Source organism: Cephaloticoccus capnophilus (genome assembly GCF_001580045.1).
Classification (GTDB): Bacteria; Verrucomicrobiota; Verrucomicrobiia; order Opitutales; family Opitutaceae; genus Cephaloticoccus; species Cephaloticoccus capnophilus.
Genome location: NZ_LSZP01000027.1, coordinates 20,425 through 41,305, shown reverse-complemented (window position 1 = coordinate 41,305; position 20,881 = coordinate 20,425). Strand labels below are relative to the sequence as shown.

The 20,881-nt window shown below is 60.5% G+C and carries 19 protein-coding genes, 1 tRNA gene and 1 other RNA gene; 12 read left to right on the top strand and 9 right to left on the bottom strand.

The annotated features are described in order from the left end of the window. Positions 1-323 precede the first annotated feature (323 nt). Positions 324-962, bottom strand: coding sequence for an FkbM family methyltransferase (locus AXK12_RS02905; protein WP_082782601.1), 639 nt, complete (start codon positions 960-962; stop codon positions 324-326). Here AXK12_RS02905 and ffs point away from each other — a divergent pair. The 3 genes from ffs (at position 950) to AXK12_RS02890 (ending at position 3,010) form a co-directional block, all read left to right on the top strand. Next, positions 950-1,049, top strand: an RNA gene (gene ffs, locus AXK12_RS02900) — signal recognition particle sRNA small type. The two genes, AXK12_RS02905 and ffs, sit on opposite strands and share 13 nt — an antisense overlap. A 153-nt stretch (positions 1,050-1,202) precedes the next feature. After that, positions 1,203-2,405, top strand: a complete 1,203-nt coding sequence (dnaX, locus tag AXK12_RS02895) for a DNA polymerase III subunit gamma/tau (RefSeq protein ID WP_068711280.1) — start codon at positions 1,203-1,205, stop codon at positions 2,403-2,405. Between the two features lie 128 nt (positions 2,406-2,533). Next, a complete protein-coding gene (locus tag AXK12_RS02890) occupies positions 2,534-3,010 on the top strand; it encodes a hypothetical protein (RefSeq protein ID WP_068711279.1) in 477 nt (158 codons plus the stop codon). 128 nt (positions 3,011-3,138) lie between these two features. On the opposite strand, the gene AXK12_RS02885 is transcribed toward AXK12_RS02890, so the two are convergent. From AXK12_RS02885 to AXK12_RS02875, 3 genes are all read right to left on the bottom strand, one after another. Beyond that, positions 3,139-3,543 carry a hypothetical protein gene (locus tag AXK12_RS02885; protein ID WP_068711277.1) on the bottom strand — a complete coding sequence of 135 codons (405 nt, stop codon included), beginning with the start codon at positions 3,541-3,543 and terminating at the stop codon, positions 3,139-3,141. Positions 3,544-3,687: 144 nt separating this feature from the next. Continuing rightward, complete coding sequence (locus AXK12_RS02880) at positions 3,688-4,590, bottom strand: PP2C family protein-serine/threonine phosphatase (RefSeq protein ID WP_082782600.1); 903 nt, start codon at positions 4,588-4,590, stop codon at positions 3,688-3,690. Continuing rightward, complete coding sequence (locus AXK12_RS02875; RefSeq protein ID WP_068711275.1) at positions 4,587-5,003, bottom strand: BUD32 family EKC/KEOPS complex subunit; 417 nt, start codon at positions 5,001-5,003, stop codon at positions 4,587-4,589. Before AXK12_RS02875 ends, AXK12_RS02880 begins: the two co-directional genes overlap by 4 nt. A 278-nt stretch (positions 5,004-5,281) precedes the next feature. Between AXK12_RS02875 and AXK12_RS02870 the strand changes: the two genes are divergently transcribed. Next, positions 5,282-6,313 (top strand): glutamine synthetase beta-grasp domain-containing protein, encoded by a 1,032-nt coding sequence (locus tag AXK12_RS02870; RefSeq protein WP_068711273.1) that lies wholly within the window; start codon positions 5,282-5,284, stop codon positions 6,311-6,313. Positions 6,314-6,623: 310 nt separating this feature from the next. Here AXK12_RS02870 and ilvB read toward each other — a convergent pair whose 3' ends face one another. Further along, entirely contained in the window at positions 6,624-8,399 is a 1,776-nt protein-coding gene (ilvB, locus tag AXK12_RS02865) for a biosynthetic-type acetolactate synthase large subunit (protein WP_068711290.1), read from the bottom strand. Positions 8,400-8,538: 139 nt separating this feature from the next. Here ilvB and AXK12_RS02860 point away from each other — a divergent pair, with 139 nt between their 5' ends. Beyond that, positions 8,539-9,321 carry a TIGR00282 family metallophosphoesterase gene (locus AXK12_RS02860; protein ID WP_068711270.1) on the top strand — a complete coding sequence of 261 codons (783 nt, stop codon included), beginning with the start codon at positions 8,539-8,541 and terminating at the stop codon, positions 9,319-9,321. 55 nt (positions 9,322-9,376) lie between these two features. Here the strand turns inward: AXK12_RS02860 and AXK12_RS02855 are convergent. Beyond that, positions 9,377-9,453: transfer RNA gene (locus AXK12_RS02855), tRNA-Pro, on the bottom strand. Between the two features lie 153 nt (positions 9,454-9,606). Further along, complete coding sequence (locus AXK12_RS02850; RefSeq protein WP_068711268.1) at positions 9,607-11,526, bottom strand: LOG family protein; 1,920 nt, start codon at positions 11,524-11,526, stop codon at positions 9,607-9,609. 661 nt (positions 11,527-12,187) lie between these two features. Here AXK12_RS02850 and AXK12_RS08855 point away from each other — a divergent pair. The 5 genes from AXK12_RS08855 to queG all read left to right on the top strand — a co-directional run bounded on the left by AXK12_RS08855 (position 12,188) and on the right by queG (position 16,202). Then, positions 12,188-12,928 (top strand): leucine-rich repeat domain-containing protein, encoded by a 741-nt coding sequence (locus AXK12_RS08855; protein ID WP_156468813.1) that lies wholly within the window; start codon positions 12,188-12,190, stop codon positions 12,926-12,928. 279 nt (positions 12,929-13,207) lie between these two features. Beyond that, positions 13,208-13,987, top strand: coding sequence for an FKBP-type peptidyl-prolyl cis-trans isomerase (locus AXK12_RS02845; protein WP_082782599.1), 780 nt, complete (start codon positions 13,208-13,210; stop codon positions 13,985-13,987). Between the two features lie 179 nt (positions 13,988-14,166). Beyond that, positions 14,167-14,391 (top strand): hypothetical protein, encoded by a 225-nt coding sequence (locus AXK12_RS02840; protein ID WP_068711267.1) that lies wholly within the window; start codon positions 14,167-14,169, stop codon positions 14,389-14,391. A gap of 21 nt (positions 14,392-14,412) precedes the next feature. Continuing rightward, positions 14,413-14,958 carry a shikimate kinase gene (locus AXK12_RS02835; RefSeq protein WP_068711265.1) on the top strand — a complete coding sequence of 182 codons (546 nt, stop codon included), beginning with the start codon at positions 14,413-14,415 and terminating at the stop codon, positions 14,956-14,958. Then, a complete protein-coding gene (gene queG / locus AXK12_RS02830) occupies positions 14,955-16,202 on the top strand; it encodes a tRNA epoxyqueuosine(34) reductase QueG (RefSeq protein ID WP_231863504.1) in 1,248 nt (415 codons plus the stop codon). The genes AXK12_RS02835 and queG overlap by 4 nt, the downstream gene beginning before the upstream one ends. A 28-nt stretch (positions 16,203-16,230) precedes the next feature. Here queG and AXK12_RS02825 read toward each other — a convergent pair whose 3' ends face one another. Then, a complete protein-coding gene (locus tag AXK12_RS02825; RefSeq protein WP_068711261.1) occupies positions 16,231-16,725 on the bottom strand; it encodes an acyl-CoA thioesterase in 495 nt (164 codons plus the stop codon). A 4-nt stretch (positions 16,726-16,729) separates the two neighbouring features. Continuing rightward, the gene (locus tag AXK12_RS02820) at positions 16,730-18,358 is read right to left on the bottom strand and encodes a glycosyltransferase family 4 protein (protein WP_068711258.1); all 1,629 of its coding nucleotides are present in this window, start codon (positions 18,356-18,358) and stop codon (positions 16,730-16,732) included. 287 nt (positions 18,359-18,645) lie between these two features. Between AXK12_RS02820 and AXK12_RS02815 the strand changes: the two genes are divergently transcribed. Next, positions 18,646-19,542: an ApeI family dehydratase gene (locus tag AXK12_RS02815; RefSeq protein ID WP_068711257.1), complete on the top strand. Its 897-nt coding sequence runs from the start codon at positions 18,646-18,648 to the stop codon at positions 19,540-19,542. A gap of 12 nt (positions 19,543-19,554) precedes the next feature. After that, the gene (locus AXK12_RS02810; RefSeq protein ID WP_068711256.1) at positions 19,555-20,841 is read left to right on the top strand and encodes a beta-ketoacyl-[acyl-carrier-protein] synthase family protein; all 1,287 of its coding nucleotides are present in this window, start codon (positions 19,555-19,557) and stop codon (positions 20,839-20,841) included. Positions 20,842-20,881: the final 40 nt, after the last annotated feature.

The window sequence follows — 20,881 nt, the reverse complement described above, 5'->3', positions numbered from 1 at the left end:
CGATGCCGAGCGAGAAACCAAACGGCTAGAACGCGAAGCAAAGAAACAAGAGCAAGCAGCCCGCCGCGCCGAGCGTGAGGCAAAACGACAAGAACGCGCCGCACAGAAAGCCGAAAGAGAAAGTAAAAAGAAGTAAGCCAGCCGGTCGGCCCCCCAACTTCCTCCCCCTATCGAGGGAAACCCCGATGCAATCAAACCCGTGTGGCCCCTATACCGCACGGGTTTTTTAGTCCCGCATCACGCCTTCGCCTCCAGGCCTGCAAACAGCCCGCCCAACTATGAAACGATGCGGAAATGCCGTACTAAAAAAAACGGCACTGGAGCTAGGATTTGTTTTTCTCGTTGGGGACTTTCCCTGGCGGCAGGCAAAGGTATTCACCAAAGGCATGATCCGCTATTGATTCTGCCGAAGCCGCAGAGGCAGGAGTGAGCGTGTAGCCCAACTCACGAAGTAGAGCCCCGCCTTGATCGCGCTCGCGAAGGTCATGTACTGCAAAAACGATTACCGGAAGGTGATGCGCTAAGGTCTCGCGCATGCCGCAAAGGGCTGAAAACCCGTGCCCCTCGACGTCGATTTTTATCAAATCAGGTGCCGCGACACGCCCCGCTGCGACCCAATCGTCAAGACGCACTGTTTGGATAGGGACACTAGGCACATGGTCGAGCGTCTCGTCAGGGTAAGGAAGGTGAGAGGTGCTGCTCCCGAGGCGGCCATATTGGTAGATGCGTGCCTCGGTATTCTGGTCGGAGGCGGCGACCGGATGGATGTGCATTTGCGATAGCCGGTTGAGCCGCCGATGCCAGCGCAGCCGAGATTGAGAAACCGGATCAGGCTCGAGTGCTTCTATTCGGGCCCCTGCCTGCGTTGCGCACAGAAATTGCGTCCAGCTCGACCAGTTTCGCACACTTAACAGTTGATCGCCCGAAGGCATCCCGCACAGTCCGCAGCGGCCAGGTGCCATGCATGGGCATAGCGCGTGAACCCCGCCAGGACCGGAAGGTAGCAACGGCAACGACGCTGTCCCAGTGCCGTGGAGTGCCTGGCCATTTTTTTACGCCCGCATTGGCGCGGGGAGGCTAGCTTGCGTGCTGCATTTTGCCGGCGACGCAGCCGCAGCCTGGTTTGTTTTGTGAGTGCGAGTGCCACAGGCACCACCGTTTTTGTTTTGCGCTTGGGCGGCGGGCACTTGGGCTAGGAGCTCATGTCGAGTAGCTCTTACCAAGTGATTGCGCGCAAGTGGCGTCCCCAGACTTTTGACGATGTGGTGGGGCAAGACCATGTGGTGCGTACGCTGCGTAATGCCATCGCCCGGAACCGGATCGCGCACGCCTACTTGCTCGTCGGACCGCGCGGCACGGGCAAAACCTCGACCGCCCGTATCTTTGCCAAAGCCCTTAACTGCACTGGCGGCCCCCTCGCCGACTTCGACGTAAATGACCCGGTCGTCCGCGCGATAACCGATGGCTCTTCGCTCGACGTCATCGAAATCGACGGTGCCTCCAACAACTCTGTCGACCAAATCCGCGACCTGCGCGACGACGTCCGCTACGCGCCCAGCCAGGGCAAGTATAAGGTCTACATCATCGACGAGGTGCACATGCTGTCGAACCAGGCATTTAACGCGCTGCTCAAGACTCTCGAAGAACCGCCCGAGCATGTGAAATTCGTCTTCGCGACGACCGATGTGCAGAAGGTTCTGCCGACCATCCTCTCGCGCTGCCAACGCTTCGACCTAAAGCCGATTCCGGCCGAGCTGATCATCGCGCGGCTCCAAAAAATCGCCGACGACGAGCAGATTCGGATCACGCCCGAGGCACTCGCCTGTATCGCGCGGATGGCCGATGGCGGGTTGCGCGACGCGCAATCCATCCTCGATCAAATGATTTCGTTTTGCGGCAGCGAGATTGCCGAAGCGGATGTGCTCGATGTTTACGGGCTCGTCTCTGCCGAGAAAGTGGCCGCGCTGGCTGCCGCGCTCGCTGCGGGCGACCACCGTCAACTCATCGCGCTTGTCGATGAGTGCGACGCTACGGGTCGCGACCTCGTTCGCCTGCTCAGTGACCTGCAAGTGCAGTTGCGCAAAGCGTTGCTCGACGCGATTGCGCAGGGCGGCACGACGCGGCTGCTGGGCAACGTGCCGATGACCACCGAGCAGGTGACGCGGCTCCTCGACGCGCTGCGCGAGGGCGAGGGCGGCGTGAAACTCGGGCTTTCCGAAAAAATCAATTTCGAGGTCGCCTTGCTCAAGGCGGTCGAGGCGAGCCGCGCCCGCGCGATAGACTCGCTGATAAAGGAATTGAGTGCGCTCGCAGAAGAGTCTTCGGCTCATTCACCTGGCGCGGCCTCGTCGGGCCGCGTCGATTCCATGAGTGGTCGCGAGGAGGCTGAAAAAAAAAAGACTTAGTTGAGCGGCTCGAGGCGCGGCTGGCCGCTGCGCTTAGTCCTGAGGGACTTACACAACGCACAGCGCCACTTGCCGCAGTTTCATGGGTTGAGCCGGGCGAAAAAAATGAGGAGCGAACTGCGTCAGTTTTGCCGGTAAACGAGCCGACTCGCCCAAGCGGAATTTCCGCGCTGGCGACGACGAGCGGTGCACGAGTGCGGGCGGCGACTAGTGGCGCAGCGCAGTCGGACGCCGTGCGAGACGAGTTTGCGGCTGCGGACGCTCGCGCGATAGTACGGGCGAATGACCGCCTCCAAGGCATCGCACCGGAGGCTTACGGCGACGACGATGGCGCACCCATCGGGCCGAGCGAGGAGGAGGAAGCCGCCTTCCTTGCCGAAGACTCTTCGAGTCACTTTTCTGGCGGGACCTCGGAGTCTTCGACTCGTTCTTTGGGCACGCGCTTGTCGGCGCGTGTCGAGGCAGAGGTTATTTCCGGCCCCTTGCCGAGTTTGGATGAATTACGCGAGCGGATTTCCCCAGAAATCTTGGGGCTGATGGATGAGCTTTTCCGCGCTAAGCTTACGCGCGTCGTGCGAGTGAGTGAGCGAGACTTAAAGAAGTGAAAGCTTCTCACTGAGTCGGCGCGCGGTTCTCTTGCCCTCCTCTTCTGGCTCTCGCGGCTCGTCCTCCGTTCTTAGCGCTCGCTTCGTTTCCGGCGCAAACCGCTGCCCACTGCTGCAGGGCTGCCCTGCTATTGCCCGCGACTCTGGTTAATGAGAATCTGCGTTATCTTCTCATTTAGCCGGTCGAACCTATCGTTCGTCTCCGCGCTTAGCTTGTCGATTTTCGCGTGAACGTCCTTTATCTCTGTGCGCAAATCGGTCGCCACCCGCTCGATCTTGGCGTCCAAAGTGTCTATTCGTCCGTTCAAAGTGCCTAGGCCCCGCTCAATCTTGGTGTCCAAAGAGTCTATGCGCCCGCTCAAGTGAGTGAAGGCTCCAAATGCCATCGTGAACAGTGCAATGCCCACGCCAAGCACTGCCAGCGTGTTGCCATCAATGCTGATTTTTTGCACCCTCTCGCGCGAGGGGTTTGCCGCCACGGGCTCCGCTCGCGCCTGAGTCTCTACGTGCTCTGGTGTGGTTGCGGTTGCCATGATGAGCGTAAGTTTGTCCTACGTGTTCGTCCTCTCAAGGTTAATGTGGCGAGCCTTCCGCAGTCGTTATCGCCAAGGCTTTTCGCACTTTTGCCGCCGCCGCCCTGCCCAGAGCCCGAGCCCCATAGCTCCAGGGGCTGGGACTCAGTGATCGCAATCCGGCGTCTCAATGACGATGGCGGTGAGGTTGTCGCGGCCAGAGCGGTCGAGGGCTTCGGCGATTAAGTGTTCTGCAACGGGCTTGTTTTCGCCGCCTATTGGGCCGCGTGCGAATTCGTCGAGGTGGTGATCCCAGAGCCCGTCGGTGAGTCCGTCGGAGCAGATGAGGAAGCGGTCGCCGGGCTCGGTGACGACTGCGCCGGCTTGCGGCTCGATGTGTTGGCGGCCTGCACCGAGCACTTGGTTGAGCATGTGCCGCATCGGGTGTTGGCGTGCTTCGCGTTCGTTGATTTTTCCTGCGCGGCGCAACCAGCCGGGGTGGGTGTGGTCGTGCGAGAGTTGGCGCAGCGGGCCGCGCAGCGGTAGGTGGTAGATGCGGCTGTCGCCGATGTGGCAGAAGAAGACCTTGTGCGGGGTCACCCAGCAGAGGCTGAGCGTCGCGCCCATGTCGCGGCACTCTTCGTAGCTGCGGCCAAGCTGGATGAGCTCGGCGTGGATGGCGTGGAAGACTTCCACTAAAACTTCGGTGCGGTCGAGCGCGACGCCGCTGGCAGCGAGCTTAAAGCTTCGCGGGAGCCAGTGGGAGAGTTTGTCGATGGCGATGCGGCTGGCGAACTCGCCGGCTTGTGCGCCGCCCATGCCGTCACTCACGGCAAAAACGAAGTCGAGGGTGTCGGTCGGGGCTTCGCCAGTTTTGCCGAGGTAGTGCAGTTCGTGCCCGTCGAAACACAGGCCGATGAAGGCGTCTTCGTTATTCGTGCGGACTTTGCCGCGATGGGTGAGGGCCGACCAGCGAAGGCGGTCGCACGGTGACGTAGTTGCCGCCCCTTTTATCGCTGTGGGCTTCTCTTTGGCGGCTTCGTCGGCGTTCGTTTCGCTAGGCGTCATAGGGCGCGAGTGGAGGTTTCGTGAGCACTCGCCGCTTCGTCGAGGAGCGTGGCGAGTTCGAAGTCGATTAGACAAAATCGGCCATCGGTGATGCGGTAGGTGACGTTGCGCGGGTAGGGGTCGTCGTGGCGCACGCCATAGGTTTCGAGTTCGGCGAAGAGGGTTTTGAGTTTCTCGTCGCTGATGTGCTCGACGCGGCGGCCGCAGTTGGTCGTCACAATTTTTAGGGCGGCTTCGTCTGCGCTGATGAGGCGCGGGACGAAGTCGCAGCGGCGCGCTTCGAGGTGGCGAAGGATGCGGCATTCGTTGGCGAAGCGCTCGGGGGCGTCGCTGCCGCGAAAGGTCTTGTGCACGGTGCCGTCGAAGCCGATGCGCACGAGTGCACGGTTGGTGTCTTTGCGGTCTTCAGGCATGGAGTCGGGGGGCGCGCAGACTCTTTTTATCGGGCGTGCGCCTGTTGGCGCACGTCGCTGAGAGGCGGTTGAGAGTTGGCGAGGGGAAGCGGCGGCATAGGGCTTATCGTTCTGTGGCGGCGATGGGCGGCGGGCTAATAACAGGGCATCCCAAAACAAGTTCTTAATTTTACAACTCGCATTGGGGCCGGGGGGCTGTCGATTCTGCGGACGGAGTTTTTCAAAAAAGCTCCCCACAAATTCGCTACCCGAAGTTCGTTCACGCTCTTCCGCCACACATGCCTAAATACAAACTCGAGTATATCTGGTTAGACGGCTACTCGCCGTTGGCCAACCTGCGCAGCAAGACCCAAATCAAGGAGTTCGCGGCTTTCCCGACACTCGCCGATTTGCCCCAGTGGAATTTTGACGGGAGCTCGACCAAGCAGGCAGAGGGTTCGAGCGCGGATTGTTTGCTGAAGCCGGTGGGCGTCTACCCCGACTCGACGCGCAAGAACGGCGTGCTCGTGATGTGCGAAGTGCTACTGCCCGACGGCTCGCCGCATCCGTCGAATACGCGGGCGACCATCCCCGACGACGAGGGGGCCTGGTTTGGCTTTGAGCAGGAGTTTTTCTTTTACAAAGACGGTGCGCCGCTCGGCTTCCCGCCCGGCGGTTATCCGGCCCCGCAAGGGCTCTACTACACGGGCGTCGGCTTTGAGAGCATCGGTGCGCTGGCGCGCGACCTCGTCGAGCAGCACATGGATATCTGCCTCGACGCCGGGCTAAACTACGAGGGCACGAATGCCGAAGTGGCGAAAGGCCAGTGGGAGTTTCAAATTTTTGGCAAAGGCTCGAAGAAGGCCGCCGACGAGATTTGGGTCGCGCGTTACCTGCTCACGCGGCTTACCGAGCGTTACGGCATCGACATTGAGTGGGAGTGTAAGCCGATTCGCGGACGCTTCGGCACGCCGCTCGACTGGAACGGCTCGGGCATGCACGCCAACTTCTCGACCAAGCACATGCGCGAAGTCGGCGGTAAGGATTATTTCGAGAAGCTCATGGGCGCCTTCAGCAAGTACATGGACGAGCACATCGCCGTTTACGGGCCTGATAACCATATGCGGCTCACAGGGCTGCACGAGACGCAGTCCATCGACAAATTCACCTATGGCGTGGCTGACCGCGGTTCGTCGATTCGCATCCCGCACGTCTTTGTGAACAATGGCTATCGCGGCTACCTCGAAGATCGCCGCCCGAACTCTGCCGCTGACCCGTATCTCGTCGCCGGCCGCATCCTAAAAACCGTGCAGAGCGTGCCGACTGCTTAGCGCGTAATCGCTGGTCGCTTTTTTTCCGCTACGCGCGGGGCGGTGGCCAGTGGCCACTGCCATATCGTTTTTGTGTGGTCGCGTAGCGACCACACAAAAACGAAAGAGGAAGAAGTCATGCCCCACTTGGTAATCCCACGTGGGAAACCCTATGTCGCACAAGTCCGAGGAAATCTTACTGGAGCGTTATCGTGCGGCGCAAAGCACTGTACGATATCGCTCCAGTGAATGCCACCTGCGAGCCGCCGGAGCCCCCGCGCGCAGCGGAAAAAGCCCGCTGCGCTTGGCTCAGCGGGCTTTCGGGCTCAGCTCACTTGAGCAGCATTTCTTTTACAGATTTCCCGGCGGGGATCATGGGTAGGACGTGCTCCGTGTAGGGGACGATAACGTCGAGCAGGTAGGGGCCGTCGTGGTCGAGCATCTCTTGGATGGCCTCGCGCAGTTCGCTTTTTTTGAGGACGCGGCGGGCTTTCACGCCGTAGCCTTCGGCGATTTTTGCAAAGTCGGGGTAGAGTGCGTCGGGGTTGTCGGGGCTGCCGACGTTGGACCTGTCGCCGAGGACGGTATTGCCGCGCACGCTGCCATAAAAACGGTCTTCCCACTGGACGACCATGCCGAGGTGCTGGTTGTTGAGGATCATGGCCTTGGCGGCGATCTTCTCGATTTTGGCGGTCGCGAGCTCTTGGATGTTCATCGCGAAGGAGCCGTCGCCGTCGATGTCGATCACTTGCTTGTCGGGGCAAGCGACCTTGGCCCCGAGGGCGGCAGGGTAGCCGAAGCCCATCGCGCCGAGACCGAGTGAGCTGATGTAGCGGCGCGGTTTGTCGAAGCGGTAAAACTGGGCGGCCCACATTTGGTGCTGGCCGACGCCGGTCGTAATAATCGCGTCGCCACCGGTCAGCTCGTAGAGCACCTCGATCGCTTCTTGCGGCTGGATATGTTTGCCGGGCGTGTAGGTGAAGGGATGCTCGGCTTTCCACTTGGACACTTGGGCGTGCCAAGCGGCGGTGTCGGGCGCGGTGAACTTGGCGGCAGCAGCGAGCGCGTTCATCCGGCGCAGCGCGTGCTTGATTTCGCTTACGATGGCGAGGCGCACGGATTTGTTTTTGCCGAGTTCAGAGTCGTCGATGTCGATGTGAACGATCTTGGCCTTGGGCGCAAAGGTGTCGGTGTTGCCGGTGACACGGTCGTCGAAGCGTGCGCCGAGGCACAGCAGCAGGTCGCACTCATCGACCGCCCAGTTTCCGTAGGCCGCGCCGTGCATGCCAAACCAGTGCATGGAGAGCGGGTGGGTTTCGGGGAAGGCACCGACGCCCATGAGTGTGGTGGCGACCATGATGTTAGTCGTCTCGGCAAAGGTCTTTAGCTCTTCGGAGGCGTCGGCGGAGATGATGCCGCCGCCCGCGTAAATCATGGGTCGCTCGGCGGAGGCGATGAGCGCGAGGACTTGTTTGAGCTGGTCGTCAGTCGCCTCGTGCGTGCCGCCGACGTAGGGGTTGTTGAACTGGACACTTTGCGGGTAAACGGGCCGGAAGCGTGCCTGTTGCACATCCTTGGGGATGTCGATAACGACGGGGCCGGGCCGCCCGCTGCGCGCGAGGTGGAAGGCTTCCTTAAACACGCGGGGCAGCTCGTGCACGTCCGTGATGAGGTAGGAGTGCTTTACGATGGGCAGTGTCATCCCGTAAAAATCGGTCTCCTGGAACGCCATCTTGCCGATGTATTTGCTGTAAACTTGGCCCGTAATGGCGACCAGCGGGATGGAATCCATGAACGCGTCGGCGATGGCCGAGACGAGGTTGGTCGCGCCCGGGCCGCTCGTGGCCATGCACACGCCGACGCGCCCGCTAGCGCGCGCGTAAGCCTCGGCGGCGAAGGCGCCGCCTTGTTCGTGGCGGGGAAGGATGACGCGGATTTTGTCAGTGCGCGCGAGGGCTTGGTGCAGCTCTTGGGAGGCACCGCCCGGGTAGGGGAAAATCGTGTCCACGCCCTCGCGCACCAAACATTCGACGACGGCTTCGGCCCCCTTCATTTCGGGGCCGCGTTCGGCGTGAGTGGAGGCGATGGGGGAGCTGGTGTTATTCATAGCAAGCGGGAGAAAAATGCGGGCGAGCAAAGTAAGTCGTAGCGCGCCCCGCAAGGTCTTAGCGGAGGGCCCTTTTCTTTTGCGGCGGTACTTGCGGGGCCGCGTTGGGCGGCTCCAGCATTCTCGCCAACACACACACATGCTAAAACTTTTGTTCATCGGAGACATCGTGGGGCGGCCCGGGCGCGACATCGTCAACGCGCAGCTCGCTGCGCTGCGCCAGCGCCACGCACTCGATTTCGTCGTGGCCAATGCGGAGAACTCAGCGGCGGGCGCGGGCATCACGGGCAAGATCGCGCAATCGCTGCTCGGCGCGGGCGTCGATGCGATCACGCTCGGCGACCACGTCTGGGATCAACGCGAGTGGGCGAGCGAGATAGGGCAGCTCGATCGCGTGTGCCGCCCTGCGAATCTTCCTGCGAGCTGCCCCGGCTGGGATCACCTCGTTATCGAAGCGCGCGGGTTTCGGCTCGGTCTGTTTACTGTGCTCGGGCGGCATTTTCTCGGGATGAAGGCCGAGTGCCCGTTTCTCTGCGCGGACCGAATGATTGAAAAACTGCGTGGGCAAGTGGATGCGATTCTCGTCGAAGTGCACGCGGAAGCGACTTCGGAGAAGCAGGCGCTCGGTTGGTATCTCGACGGGCGCGTGACGGCCGTCCTCGGCACGCACACGCATGTGCCGACTGCCGATGCGCGTGTGTTGCCCAAGGGCACCGCCTTTATGTGCGACGTGGGGATGACCGGTCCGTATGCCTCGGTGTTGGGGCGCGAGATCGAGCCGGTCGTGGGCAAGTTTTTAGATGGCATGCCGCGCCGCTTTGGCGTGGCGACAGACGACGTGCGGCTCTCTGCCGCGCTCGTGGAGATCTCCGCCCGCAATACCCACGCTCAAAAAATCGAACTGCTAACGGTGCACGCGTAACGCGGTGGGCACTCCCAATCACCGTAGTTCAAAAAAGCCCTCTCCCTCTCTCATCTGGTCGGGCTGGTGAGATTCGAACTCACGACCTCTTGCACCCCATGCAAGCGCGCTACCAGGCTACGCTACAGCCCGAACAAGATGAGAGAAGCGCAGGACAAAGGCGGCTGCAGCTCGCGCACGCAAGTGCTTTTTATTTTAAGCACCACGCATCGGATACTCCCGCGCTCATTTCCTCACGCGTGGGAAGCAGGCCGCACGCACACCGCGCGAGTGGGGTTTCGCGTGCTACAGCACTTGGAGTTTTTTGCGGTAGAAGGAGACGACCTCGGCTGGGTCGTCGGTGAAGAGCACGTAGTCCGCCATCCATGACGGGGCGCGGCCATCTGTGATCATTTTCTCAATTTGGGCGCGTAGGTCGCCCCAAAAGCCGGCGTTGAAAAACACGTAGGGCACGCGGGGGCGGATACCGAGTTTGAGGTTGCACAGCTCGATGCCGATTTCTTCGAGCGTGCCGACGCCGCCGACATTGAAGATGCAGAAGTCCGCCGCCTCGAACCACTTTTGCCTAAAGTGCCGCGAGGTTTCTTGGAAGGTGTTGAAGAAATCCACGCCGAGTTCGGGCGGTTGGGCCTCGAGTTCGAGGAAGCAGGCACCGGTCATCGCCCCTTTTTCGCGCGCTTGCTCAGTGGCGAGTCGCATGACGCCGCCACCCCCGCCGGTCAGCACACCGAGGTTGCCGCCGAGGAAGCCGGTGAGCGCGTCGACGAGTGCGGAGATGCGGTCGGTGTCGCGTTGGTCGAGCCCGACTGCGGAGCCGTAAAACGCGAGGATGGTGCTTTCCTGAAACTGGCGGGCGCGCTCTTCGCGCACGAAGAAGCCGTGGTCGCGTTTGTAGGTGTGCAGGTAGATGTCGCGCGTGACTTCGTCATACCAGTAGACCTTGATGCCGAGGCCGTGGAAGGTATCGAGTCGGGCGTGTGCGTTACTCGATAGGAAGTAGCCGTGGGTGCGCGAGGCGCGGCGAAAGATGAGCCGCTTGAGCTTTATGTCGCCGAGTCGAGTGATGAGCTCCATGTGCTCCAAGAGGTCGGGGAAGGTGTCCACGACGAGCGTATCCGCATCGGGTGCGGCGGTGGGCGCGTCGAGGGCTTGGATCATCGTCTTGCTGCCGAGCGGGCAGGCTTCGCCTTCGAGTAATTTGCGCAGCTCGGTGTCGTTTGCGCGGATGAAGAGCGAGCGGTTTTCCATCGTGGCACTTTGGCCACGAACGGTGATGCGGGTCTTAGGCGCGGGGGCGTGGGTCTCGCTGGCGGGGAACTCGTCGAGGCACTTAAAAAGCCCTTGGGTGGTGCTAAGGAGGCGTTGGCGGTGGCGCGCGAGCGTCTTTACCTCCGGATCGGCGTAGGGGGGGGCGCGAAAGACTTCGACCGAGAGCATGGGGTTTACGACGGGTTGCGCCCCGGTGTTGTAGACTTCGAGCATGATGTTCGTGCCGAAGGTTTTGAGCGGGTCGAGGAGGACTGCACTGGTGTGCAGTCCGAAGTTGCCCTCGCCGGTCGTAAGCACGACGTAGTGCTCTTTGAGATACATGGAGCAGCTCGTGAGCAGTCCCGCACGGGGTGGGATCGCGAGTGGCGCGGCATCGCGGCGGACTTGCACTTTGTCGATGAAGCTGCGGCCCGCGTAGCCGCTGACGATGTGCTCGAAGTTGAGCCGTTGGAGGCGCGGGTCGAGCGTGTAGCTGACAGCGTGTGGCGTGAAAAATACGCGCCCGCTGGAGTCGATCGAGGTCGTGCTGGGGAGCTTGATTTGGTTGGCCTTGATGGCCTCCCAAATCTCGGTGCTGGAGAGTTTGGCGGGGGCCGGCGCATAGAATAGGCGGCCAACAGGCGTGCCGAGCCGCAGGAGTTTTGTCCAGTAGGGTGCGTTGGGGAAGCTCGTGTCGTAGAGGAAGGCTTCGGCCTCTAGGGTGATGCGGTTGCCGTCGAGCTGCGGCGCGCCTTTCAAGAGCATCTCGATACCGATGCGCGCGAGCGAGCTGCGCTCACTGAAACGCAACTGGCCCAAGTGCTCTTTGAGAAAGGCGAACTCCTGCGGGTTGCGCGGCCAAAACGCGAGGACGAGGCTTAGCCGATTATCGCCGCCGTTTTTCAGGTGCAAAATTTGCCCGTCTTGACTGGTCCAAAATTGATCGGGATGAGCCATGCTGCCTCTGTCATTCACCTTTCGGATACGACGGGCAAGCACGCTCGCAGGCCGTTTTTTATTAGCGGGCTTCCGCGTGCGTTAACTCTGCTGCGGGGCATCTGGCTCGCGGCTCGCCACTCACGTGTGCTGCGCACGCTCGCCGCTCCCCCGCGCGACCTCGCCTGCGGGCAAAGCGCTCCCCCAAGAGTGACCTGTCTGCCGAAGCGCGGGAAAAAATCCTGCGCGTTCCCTTACGCCTTATCAGTGACTTTCATATTAACGAACGTCCCAGTCCTCAAATAAGGGAAACGCTGAAGAAACGAAACTGCTTTAGTGAGCCCTTAACTCATTTGTAACAAAAGACTAAGTGGTTTCACTAAAACGATTTTGACTGATAGGCATTTCCCCTCATCTTCCGCGTCACTTGTTTGCTAGGTGAAGGCCTCCACCCGTGCTTTCTGACCTGCAATGAGTACCGCCCTCTGCGGCCTTTCCAACTCTGAAACCCTCCCCCAATCCCGAATCCCCACCCCAGAAGATTACGCCCCAAAACTCGTCCAAATCTTAACACTTTTCAGAAATACTAACCCTTCATTTGGGAAAACTCCAAAAAATACAAACGTAAAAAAATAGAGGTTTCCGCCTTTAGTTGCTTAGCTATATTAACAAATTAAAAAAAATGAAACTGAAATTTATCATTTCTGCCCTTGTGGGCCTTGTGGCTTTGATGACTGCACAAGGGCAAAACGTACACATCCCAGATCCGAACTTTAAAGCTTATTTAATTGGAAATCCTGATATTAACACCGACGGCGACACCGAAATTTCGGTAGCCGAGGCACAAGCCTTTACTGGAGCTATTTGGTGTCAAAACAAAGAAATTTCCGACCTTACCGGAATTGAAGCCTTTGTGAATATAACAGAATTGTGGTGTTTTGATAATAAACTAAGCGGTCTGGATCTAGGCAATAATACGGCTTTAATAAAGTTGGGCTGTGGTGGTAATAAACTGAGCAGCCTGGATGTGAGCAACAATACGGCTTTAAAAGTATTGCGTTGCTCTGGTAGTCAGCTACGCAGTTTGGATGTAAGTAATAATACGGGCTTAATAGAATTGATGTGTGGGGAAAATCAACTAGTCAGTTTGGATGTGAGCAATAATACGGCTTTGACAGAATTGTGGTGTTCTGAAAATCAACTAATCGGTTTGGATCTCAGCAATAATAAGAATTTAAAAATATTGTGGTGTGGAGAAAATGACCTGCGCAGTGTGAACCTTAAAAACGGATATAATAGAAATATTGTTAATCTTGATCTAACCAAGAATCCCAATCTTCGTTATATTCAGGTGGACAATGTGGCGTATAGTAACGCGAAGTGGTCAGATAAAAAAGACGCTACAGCTTCTTTTGTTAACTAATTGAGCTACGCCAAGTTTCGACTAAAGATGATTTCGTATAGCTCGAAATCGTCTTATCGAAAAAAATGGCCGTATCGCAGCTGGTTTTTATTGGGCAGGCCGTTGCGAGTCGCACGGCCTGCTCACTGGCGGCCCGTCTGGTAGTAATGAGTGGCTGAGGCTGCGTTCGTGGCTCGCTGAATTGAGTGTGACTGGCGCCTCGCCAGATTTTTTAGGAATGGGCTGGCACAAAGTCGGCCAGTGCGTGTTTAAGAGCCTTTCATTCTCACACTTTTTCTTATGAACCTAAACCCCAGCCTCATTAAAACGAGTGCGCTCGCGCTCGCTGTTTCCGCCTCTGTTTCGCTTTTTGCCCAAGAGGTCAACTTCACCATCCCGAGTGGCGATGCGGCCAACACGGCTGCGCCCGCCGCCCAAGCGGCTCCCGCTGCGCCTACCGAGACGTTTAGTAACGAGGTGCTGGCCGAGTCCTTTGGCTGGTTCATGATGGCGCGGCTCGGCGTCGCGGAGCTCCAGTTTACGCCTGCTGAGGCGGCGGCTTTTACGCGGGGCGTTTCGCTCGCTGTTGCGGGCCAAGACATGGCGCACGACCTCGGGGCCGTTGGGCAGCAGATGGACGAGTTTATCGCCGCTCGCCAAAATGCCGCGCTGGAGCGTGCTAAGCAGCGCAACATCGCTGCGGCTGCCGAGTTCTTCGCTGCGCTAAAAACGCGTCCGGGTATCGTCGAGACTGCGACTGGGCTTTGCTACGAGATCGTCGAGCCGGGCGAGGGGCCGAAGCCAAAGGAGAGCGACAAGGTTAAGATCAACTACACCGGCATGCTGCTTAATGGGCAAGTCTTCGACAGTTCTGAGCAACACGGTGAGCCGCTCACCATCGGTGTAAACGAGGCGATCCCCGGCTGGGCGGAGGGCATCCAGCAGATTAATCAGGGCGGGAAAATCCGGCTCTTTATCCCGGCGAAGCTCGCGTATGGCGATGAGAGCCTGGGCGGGATCCCGCCGGCCTCGGCCCTGATTTTTGAAATCGAGCTGCTGGAGATCGTTGCCGGCAGCTAAAGACGCGTCGGGTCTTTTATTTGGCGAGCGGCTTGTTGGCCGCTCGTCGGTCCCCGCTCGGTGTTTCTCGAATGCTCGTGCGAATTTAGCGCACGGGCATTTTTTATCCTGAGGCGGCGGGCGACTAATTTCTCCCAAAGGTGACACACTTACCGTTGGTCTAGGCTTTCGTAGCTCCAATGCTTCGTTACGAATTTCTCACTCAGCCCAAGGAGCCTGCCGCTATGACAGCCACGATGACACTCACAGAGAAAGGGATCGCTGCGGTGACCACGAACCCAAGCGCGCACCTCGCCGTTTACGGCGAGGTCAAGCGAGGTCATCGTCATATGGAGCCGAAGGCTCCCCTAGCTTGTGGAGGAGAAGCTCCGACCGCAGGGTCGGAGTTCTTCACTGCGCAGTAGTTTTTAAAGGAGGCAAAGACTGTGAATCGCGAAGACGTAAATCTCTACTTGGTCGGGTTCATGGGCACGGGGAAGAGCACCGTGGGGTGGGCGGTCGCACCGCGTATTGGCTTTCGCTGCCTCGATAGCGACCAAGAGATTGAGCGGTTGCAGGGCTGCACGGTGCCGGAGATTTTTGAGCGCGAGGGCGAGGGGGCGTTTCGAGCGATGGAGCGCGAGTTTATCGAGCGCGGGCATCCGGCGACGCGCACGGTCGTTTCATGCGGAGGCGGGCTCGTCGCGCAGCCGGGGATGCTGGACGAATTACTCGGACGCGGGGTGGTGGTGTGTTTGCACGCCTCGCTGGAGACGATTCTGGAGCGGACGAGTCGGCGGCAGAACCGGCCGCTGCTTGAGGCTGAGGATCGCTTTGCCCGAATCCGCGAGCTCTATGCGGCGCGGGAGCCCGTGTACCGCCGTGCGGGCAGTCTGGTGCTAACGGATGGGCGGTCGTTGCCGGATGTCGTCTCGCATGTCATTCGCGTGTGGCGGCGCGAGGCCGCCGAGTTTGCGCGGGGGCGCGTGTGAGTCAGCTTCGTGGGCCGATGACTGAGCTGGCCGCAGCCCCTATCGCGACAGTTGAGCAACAAGAGCGGCTGCGTGCGCGGCTCGGTGAGTTGGGCTTCGACGACGTGCGTTTTGCCGCGTTGCACAAACTGCACGGCAAGCCACTTCGCGAGTGGTTGGAGGCGGGGATGCATGGCGAGATGGCGTGGATGGAGCGCAGCGTCGATAAGCGGCTCGACCCGAGCCAAGTGCTCTCGGGCGCGCGCTCGATTATCATGCTCGGCGTCAACTATTGGCCGGGGCGCGAGTTGCGGCAGCCGGGCCCGCAGTGGGCGCGTTATGCGCTTTGGGAGGATTATCACGACACGATTAAGGCGGCACTCGTCGAGGCGGGCCGCGCGATTGAGGAAGTCTTCGGCGTGGGCGGCGGGGACTACCGTTATTATGTGGATACGGGGCCGGTGATTGAGCGCGGCTGGGCGGCGAAGGCGGGGCTCGGTTTCGTGGGGAAAAACGCGATGCTGATTTCGCGAACGCATGGGAACTGGCTGTTCCTGGCGTCGGTTTTGACGCGAGTCGCGCTGCGCCCTGATCCGCCCGTGCGCAAACAAGCGAGCAACTTTGCCGATGTGGGGCTCTTGTGCGGGAAGTGCACGCGCTGCCTAGATGCGTGTCCGACCGCTGCCTTTGCCGCGCCGGGCGTGGTGGATGCGCGCCGCTGCATTTCCTACCAGACGATTGAGAACAAGGGCATCATCCCGCGCGAACTGCGGGCGGGCATTGGGAGTCGGGTTTACGGCTGCGATACTTGCCTCGAAGTTTGCCCGTGGAATCGCTTCGCCGAGCGAGGGCGGCAACTGCTGCTCGCGGCGCGGCACGACTTGCCGGAGCTGGGGCTGGGCGAGCTTTTGGCAATGACGCCAGAGCGGTTTTCGCAAGTGTTTCGGCGCACACCGATTAAGCGGCTCAAGTTGCGCGGGCTTTTGCGAAACGCGTGCGTCGTGGCGGGAAACCAGTCGCAGGCTGGTCTCTCTGGCGAGCGCCTGCTGGTTGCGCGTCAGGAAAACGAGCGGGTCGTCGCTCATTTACTCCGGCTTGCCCAACACGAGTTAGCGATGATTCGCGTGCATGCGGTGTGGGCGCTGTATCGACTCTTGGGCGTGGAGGCGGCGAGTGCTGCACTGGCCGAAATCCGCTCTGCCGAAACCGACGCGGCCGTTTTAGAAGAATACGCGTGGTGGGCGGCGGCGAGTGCTGCGGGCTGAAGGGGGGAATGGCGCGGGCGCGTCTGTGCTAAGCGCCAAAGGCCGCGTTCATCTTTTCGACAAAGAGCGCTGGGGGGCGGGTGGGGCGGCCTTCTTTGTCGATAAACGCGTGGATGCTTCGCGCTGTCGCCAGCAGTTCGCCTTTTGCGTTCTCTTGAGCGCTGTTGTCGCTCGTGCCGCCGAGCTGCGCGCCTTCGCTGCCCGCACTTGCGGGCCCATCCTCCGCCGCGCTGAGTCGCCGCACTTCGTAGTCGAGCACGAGCCGTAAGATCGGCTTTTCGCGCATCGTCGTAAAAATCGTCACCGTGTCATCGTAGACGGCGGGTCGCAGGTATTTGGCGGAGATTTCGAGAACGGGCAGCCGGTAGCCCATTTCTTCGAGCATGCGGTAGGGCAGCCCGTGCTCGCGCAAGAGTGTCGTGCGCCCGATTTCCAGCCAAGGCAGATAGCTGGCGTGGTAGACGACGCCCATCATGTCGGTCTCGGCATAGCGGACGGTGACTTGCACTTGGGAAGTAAGCATGGGCTTAGGAGAACTGTTGGGAGGAGTCGGGCGAGTCTGCAAAAACGCCAATGAGAGCCGCTGCCGAGTCGCGCCAAGTCTGCCGTCGTGCCCAAGCAGGCCCCGCTGCGCCCAGGCGCGCCCGCAACTCCGCATCCTCAATGAGTCGCGCAAAGGCATCGCGCAGCGCGTCGGGTTTTTCGGGCGAAACGAGTAGTCCGGTGTGCCCATCACTCACTGCCTCGGCGACGCCGCCGATATCGTGTGCGACAATCGGCAGCCCGTGCGCCGAAGCTTCCAGATAGACGAGCCCGAAGCCCTCGATGCTCGTGCCATGCACGACGCTCGTGAGCGCAAAGATATCGGCCTGCGCGTAGATCGCCCCGAGCGCTTCGTCCGGCACATCGCCCAAAAAACGAACTACGAGCCCCGACTCCTCGCGTGTCTCCTTGCAGGGCAAGGGCTGTGCGCCAGCGCCCTTGGTCGCGTGGCTTCGCTCCTGCGTTTCTGCGCTCTCCCGCGCTCGCGGGTGGACCCCTTTGGGAGGGCGACTTCCCGCGTCCGCGTCGCTGCAGCAGGCACTGCCTGCGCGTTCGCGCAATCGTTGTGCGTAGCGTTTTCCGGCTCCCCGTGTTGCCTCACTCCCGACTAGCCAGTACTCAATTCTTTGCTGAAGCTCGGGAGGCAGCGCGGCGAGGGCATTGAGCGTGTGAAGCTGGCCCTTGCGCGGATGAAGCCGCCCGACCGTCAGGACGACTAGCCGGCGCGGACTCTCGCTCTCGCCGCCCTTAGCGCCGCCGGACGCGCCGCCAACGTCGCCGACAAGTGCGCCCGCCTTGCCGGCTCGCCATAAAAACGGGTCTGCGCCCCCGTCGCCTCGGTCGCGCCTACTGTCCGCGACCGCGCCGGGCGTCAGCACGAAGCGTGATCGCGCCTCTGGGAAACGCTCAAAGAGTAAGTCGCGCGTGTAATGGGTGAGTGTGCTCACTCGCGTCGCGCGGGCGATTAACCGGCGCGTGAGCACACGCCGCAGCGGGCAGCGGTGGAGCTTTAGAATCTCCGACCCGTGAAACGTGAGGCACAGCTCACGCGGCCGCAGTGTTTTGAAAAATTGCAGCCACAAAAACGCCAGTATCGGCCCGGGCTCGAGCAGATAAATGCTCGTCTCGCGCAGCCGCGCCCGCTCCGCGAAAAGCGCCCGCACCAGCGCGAATACGCACCTCAAATCGTGGGTGCCGTGCAGCGGTAAGCGCCGCACGCGAAACGGAAAGTCCTTTTCAGCAACCCTAGGCGGCAAACGCTGCGCCCAAACCTCGACTCCGCTCGCTTGTGTGGCCCTTAACTCATTTGAGCGCGCGCCCGTTGTGTCCTTCCGGTCTGGCGAATTTTTGGAAGTTACGACCGCTGTCTTCGGCTCTGCTTTCCCTGAAGCGTTTACCTTTTCGCTGCCTCGCGCATCCGGTGAGTTACGTAGGGCACTGCAAGTGTCGCGACAGCGTGAGTGGCCGCGGACAGCGTCCGCCGCGTCCGCGTCAATGGAGCAGGCACTGGCTGCGATCTCCTCGACAAAGGTCGCGATGCCGCCGCGCTTCGGATAAAACTCGTGCGTAATAAAAAGGTGGCGGCGGGAGAGGGGGCGATTCGACTGCGGCATCGGCGTGTTTGCGGGGGAATTGTGGCGTGGAGCTTAGCGGGAGCAAGCGGCGCAATTTCCTGCGTTCGATTCCTTTAACAGCCCCCAAAAAAAATTCCCAACCCCAACCCCAACCCCAACCCCCTAGGCAGTTCTGGGAAGAAGAACGTATGTGCTACGCGCTACAGCCTATAAAAAATGCGTTTACATACTAATGACCTAGGCACTGGCTGGCAGACGTAATGCCAGATGCCGCGCAATCCACGTCCCAAACTGTTTCCTCAGGTACTCCTGCCGCACCCAAAGATTTGAGTGCGGAGAAAGAGGCGGAGCTGCGCGAATCGCTCAAACGCTGCTCTGCGGCCACGCTCGAGGCCGCCCTTAAGTTTTTAAAAACCGGTGACGTGGAGCAGCTCCCGACGGTCGTTATCGGCGTTATCGAGCGCTTCGTCGACCCCGATCAGCGTGCTAAGCTTCAGGAGAAGGACGACGAGCTGCGGCTGATTGAAGACCTAGGCATCGATTCGCTGACGATGATGGAGATCGTCATCCTCGTCGAAGAGGCCCTCCAGATGACGATTAACAATGACGAGCTGCGCAACCTCCGCACGGTTGGCGACATTAAGGTCTTCATCGACTGTAAGGCGCGCGGGCTTCCCCCGCCCCAGCCCGCGAAGTTCCTGCCCGTTGAGCAAATCGTCGCGCTGATGCCCATCCAGCCGCCTTTCCTTTTCTTGGGCGAGGCCTCCGTAAGCTCCGCAAACGCGAGCGCGAAATACAAAATCACCGGCCAAGAGTTTTTCCTCCAAGGCCATTTTAAGAATAACCCCGTGCTGCCTGCCTCCATCATGCTCGAGGCATTGGGACAGCTTGCGGTTCTCTACTTACTCGAAGGCTACGAGCCGACCGAGGCGGGCAAGGTTGTTAACGCCGATCAAATCTTCTTTACCGGCTGCGAAGGCGTGCGTGTCCACCGCGTGTGCCGTCCGGGCGATGTGCTTTCGCTGTCCATCCGCCCGAAGCGTATGAAGATGCCGCTCGCCACTTTCGAAGGCACGATTCGCGTCGGCCAAGAAAAGGCGGCAATCGCCGAAGAGATTACACTGACCTTTGGGCTCAAGGACGCAGCCACTGCGGTGGTGGCGCCTTCTGCAGCGGATGCGCCCTCGCTCTCTAGCTTGCCTACTGATACGCCGCAGGCATAAGGTCCGCGCAACATGGGCCAGCGAGTTTTCATTACTGGGCTCGGGCTGATTACGAGCATCGGGAACGACGTGCCGGGCGTGATCGCCTCACTGCGGGACTTGCGGCACGGTATACAGCTTTATCCGCCTTTTGAGCCGGAGAGTGTGCCGGTAAAAGTCGCTGCACCTGTCCGTGATTTCGACACTGCGTCCAATGACCCCGAGGACTGGACTTATCCGGCGGCCTACAAAATTCGCCGCGAAGTCATTCGCGGGATGGCGCCTCACGGCGTTTACGCCTGGTGCGCGATGCAGCAAGCGATTGCCGACGCCGCGCTCGCAGAAAGCGACGTCGGCGATAACGCCGACACGGGCCTCTACGCTGCTAGCGGTGGCTCGCCTCAACTCATGGGCCACATGCTGGGGCGCATGCACAAGCTCGGCGTCATGCGCTGCTCACCGCTCGGCATCGTCGCGGCGATTTCAGGCACGCTAAATTTTAATCTCGTCGCGCATTTCAAAATCAAAGGCCCGTCCTGCGGCTTTTCCTCGGCCTGTGCGTCCTCGACTCACGCGCTCGGCTACGCCTACGACGACCTCGTGTTGGGCCGCGCAAAGCGGATGTTTGTCGTCGGCGCGGAGGACGGGAATCTCGACAGCATCCTGCCCTTTGCCGGAATGCGTGCGCTCTCGCTTTCGCGCGATCCGGCGACTGCCTCGCGGCCTTTCGACGCGGCGCGCGACGGCTTCGTGGGCACCGGCGGCGCGGCGGTGCTCGTCCTCGAAACCGAGGCTGAGGTCGAGCGGCGCAAAAGTGCGGGCGCGGCGGTGAGCCTTTACGGCGAAGTCGCGGGCTGGGGCCAAGCGTCCGACGGGCATAACGTCGCTATCTCGCATCCCGAAGGTGAGGGGCTCGCACTCGCGATGCGCCGCGCACTCGCAGCGGCACAGCTTGAGCCAAGCGCTGTCGACTACATCAACGCGCACGCGACTTCGACGCCTATTGGCGACCTGTCGGAAATTCGCGCGATTAAGGCCGTATTTGGTGAAGGGGGCGCTGGCCCGAAAGTAAGTAGCACGAAGGCACTGACCGGCCACGGGCTCTCGCTCGCCGGAGCGATGGAGTCGGCGTTTTGCGCGCTCGCGCTGCGCGAGGGCTTCATCCCCGGCTCCGCTCACATCACCCAACTCGATCCCGAATGCGCCGGGGTCAATATCCCTAGGCAAACACTCGACGAAGCTCCGGCGGTCGCCCTCAACAACAGCAGCGGTTTCGGCGGGGCCAATGTCAGCGTCGTCCTCAAACGTGCATCGAGCTGAGCGGGAGATACGGCAAGCAAGGAACTTTACCCGTTTTCGC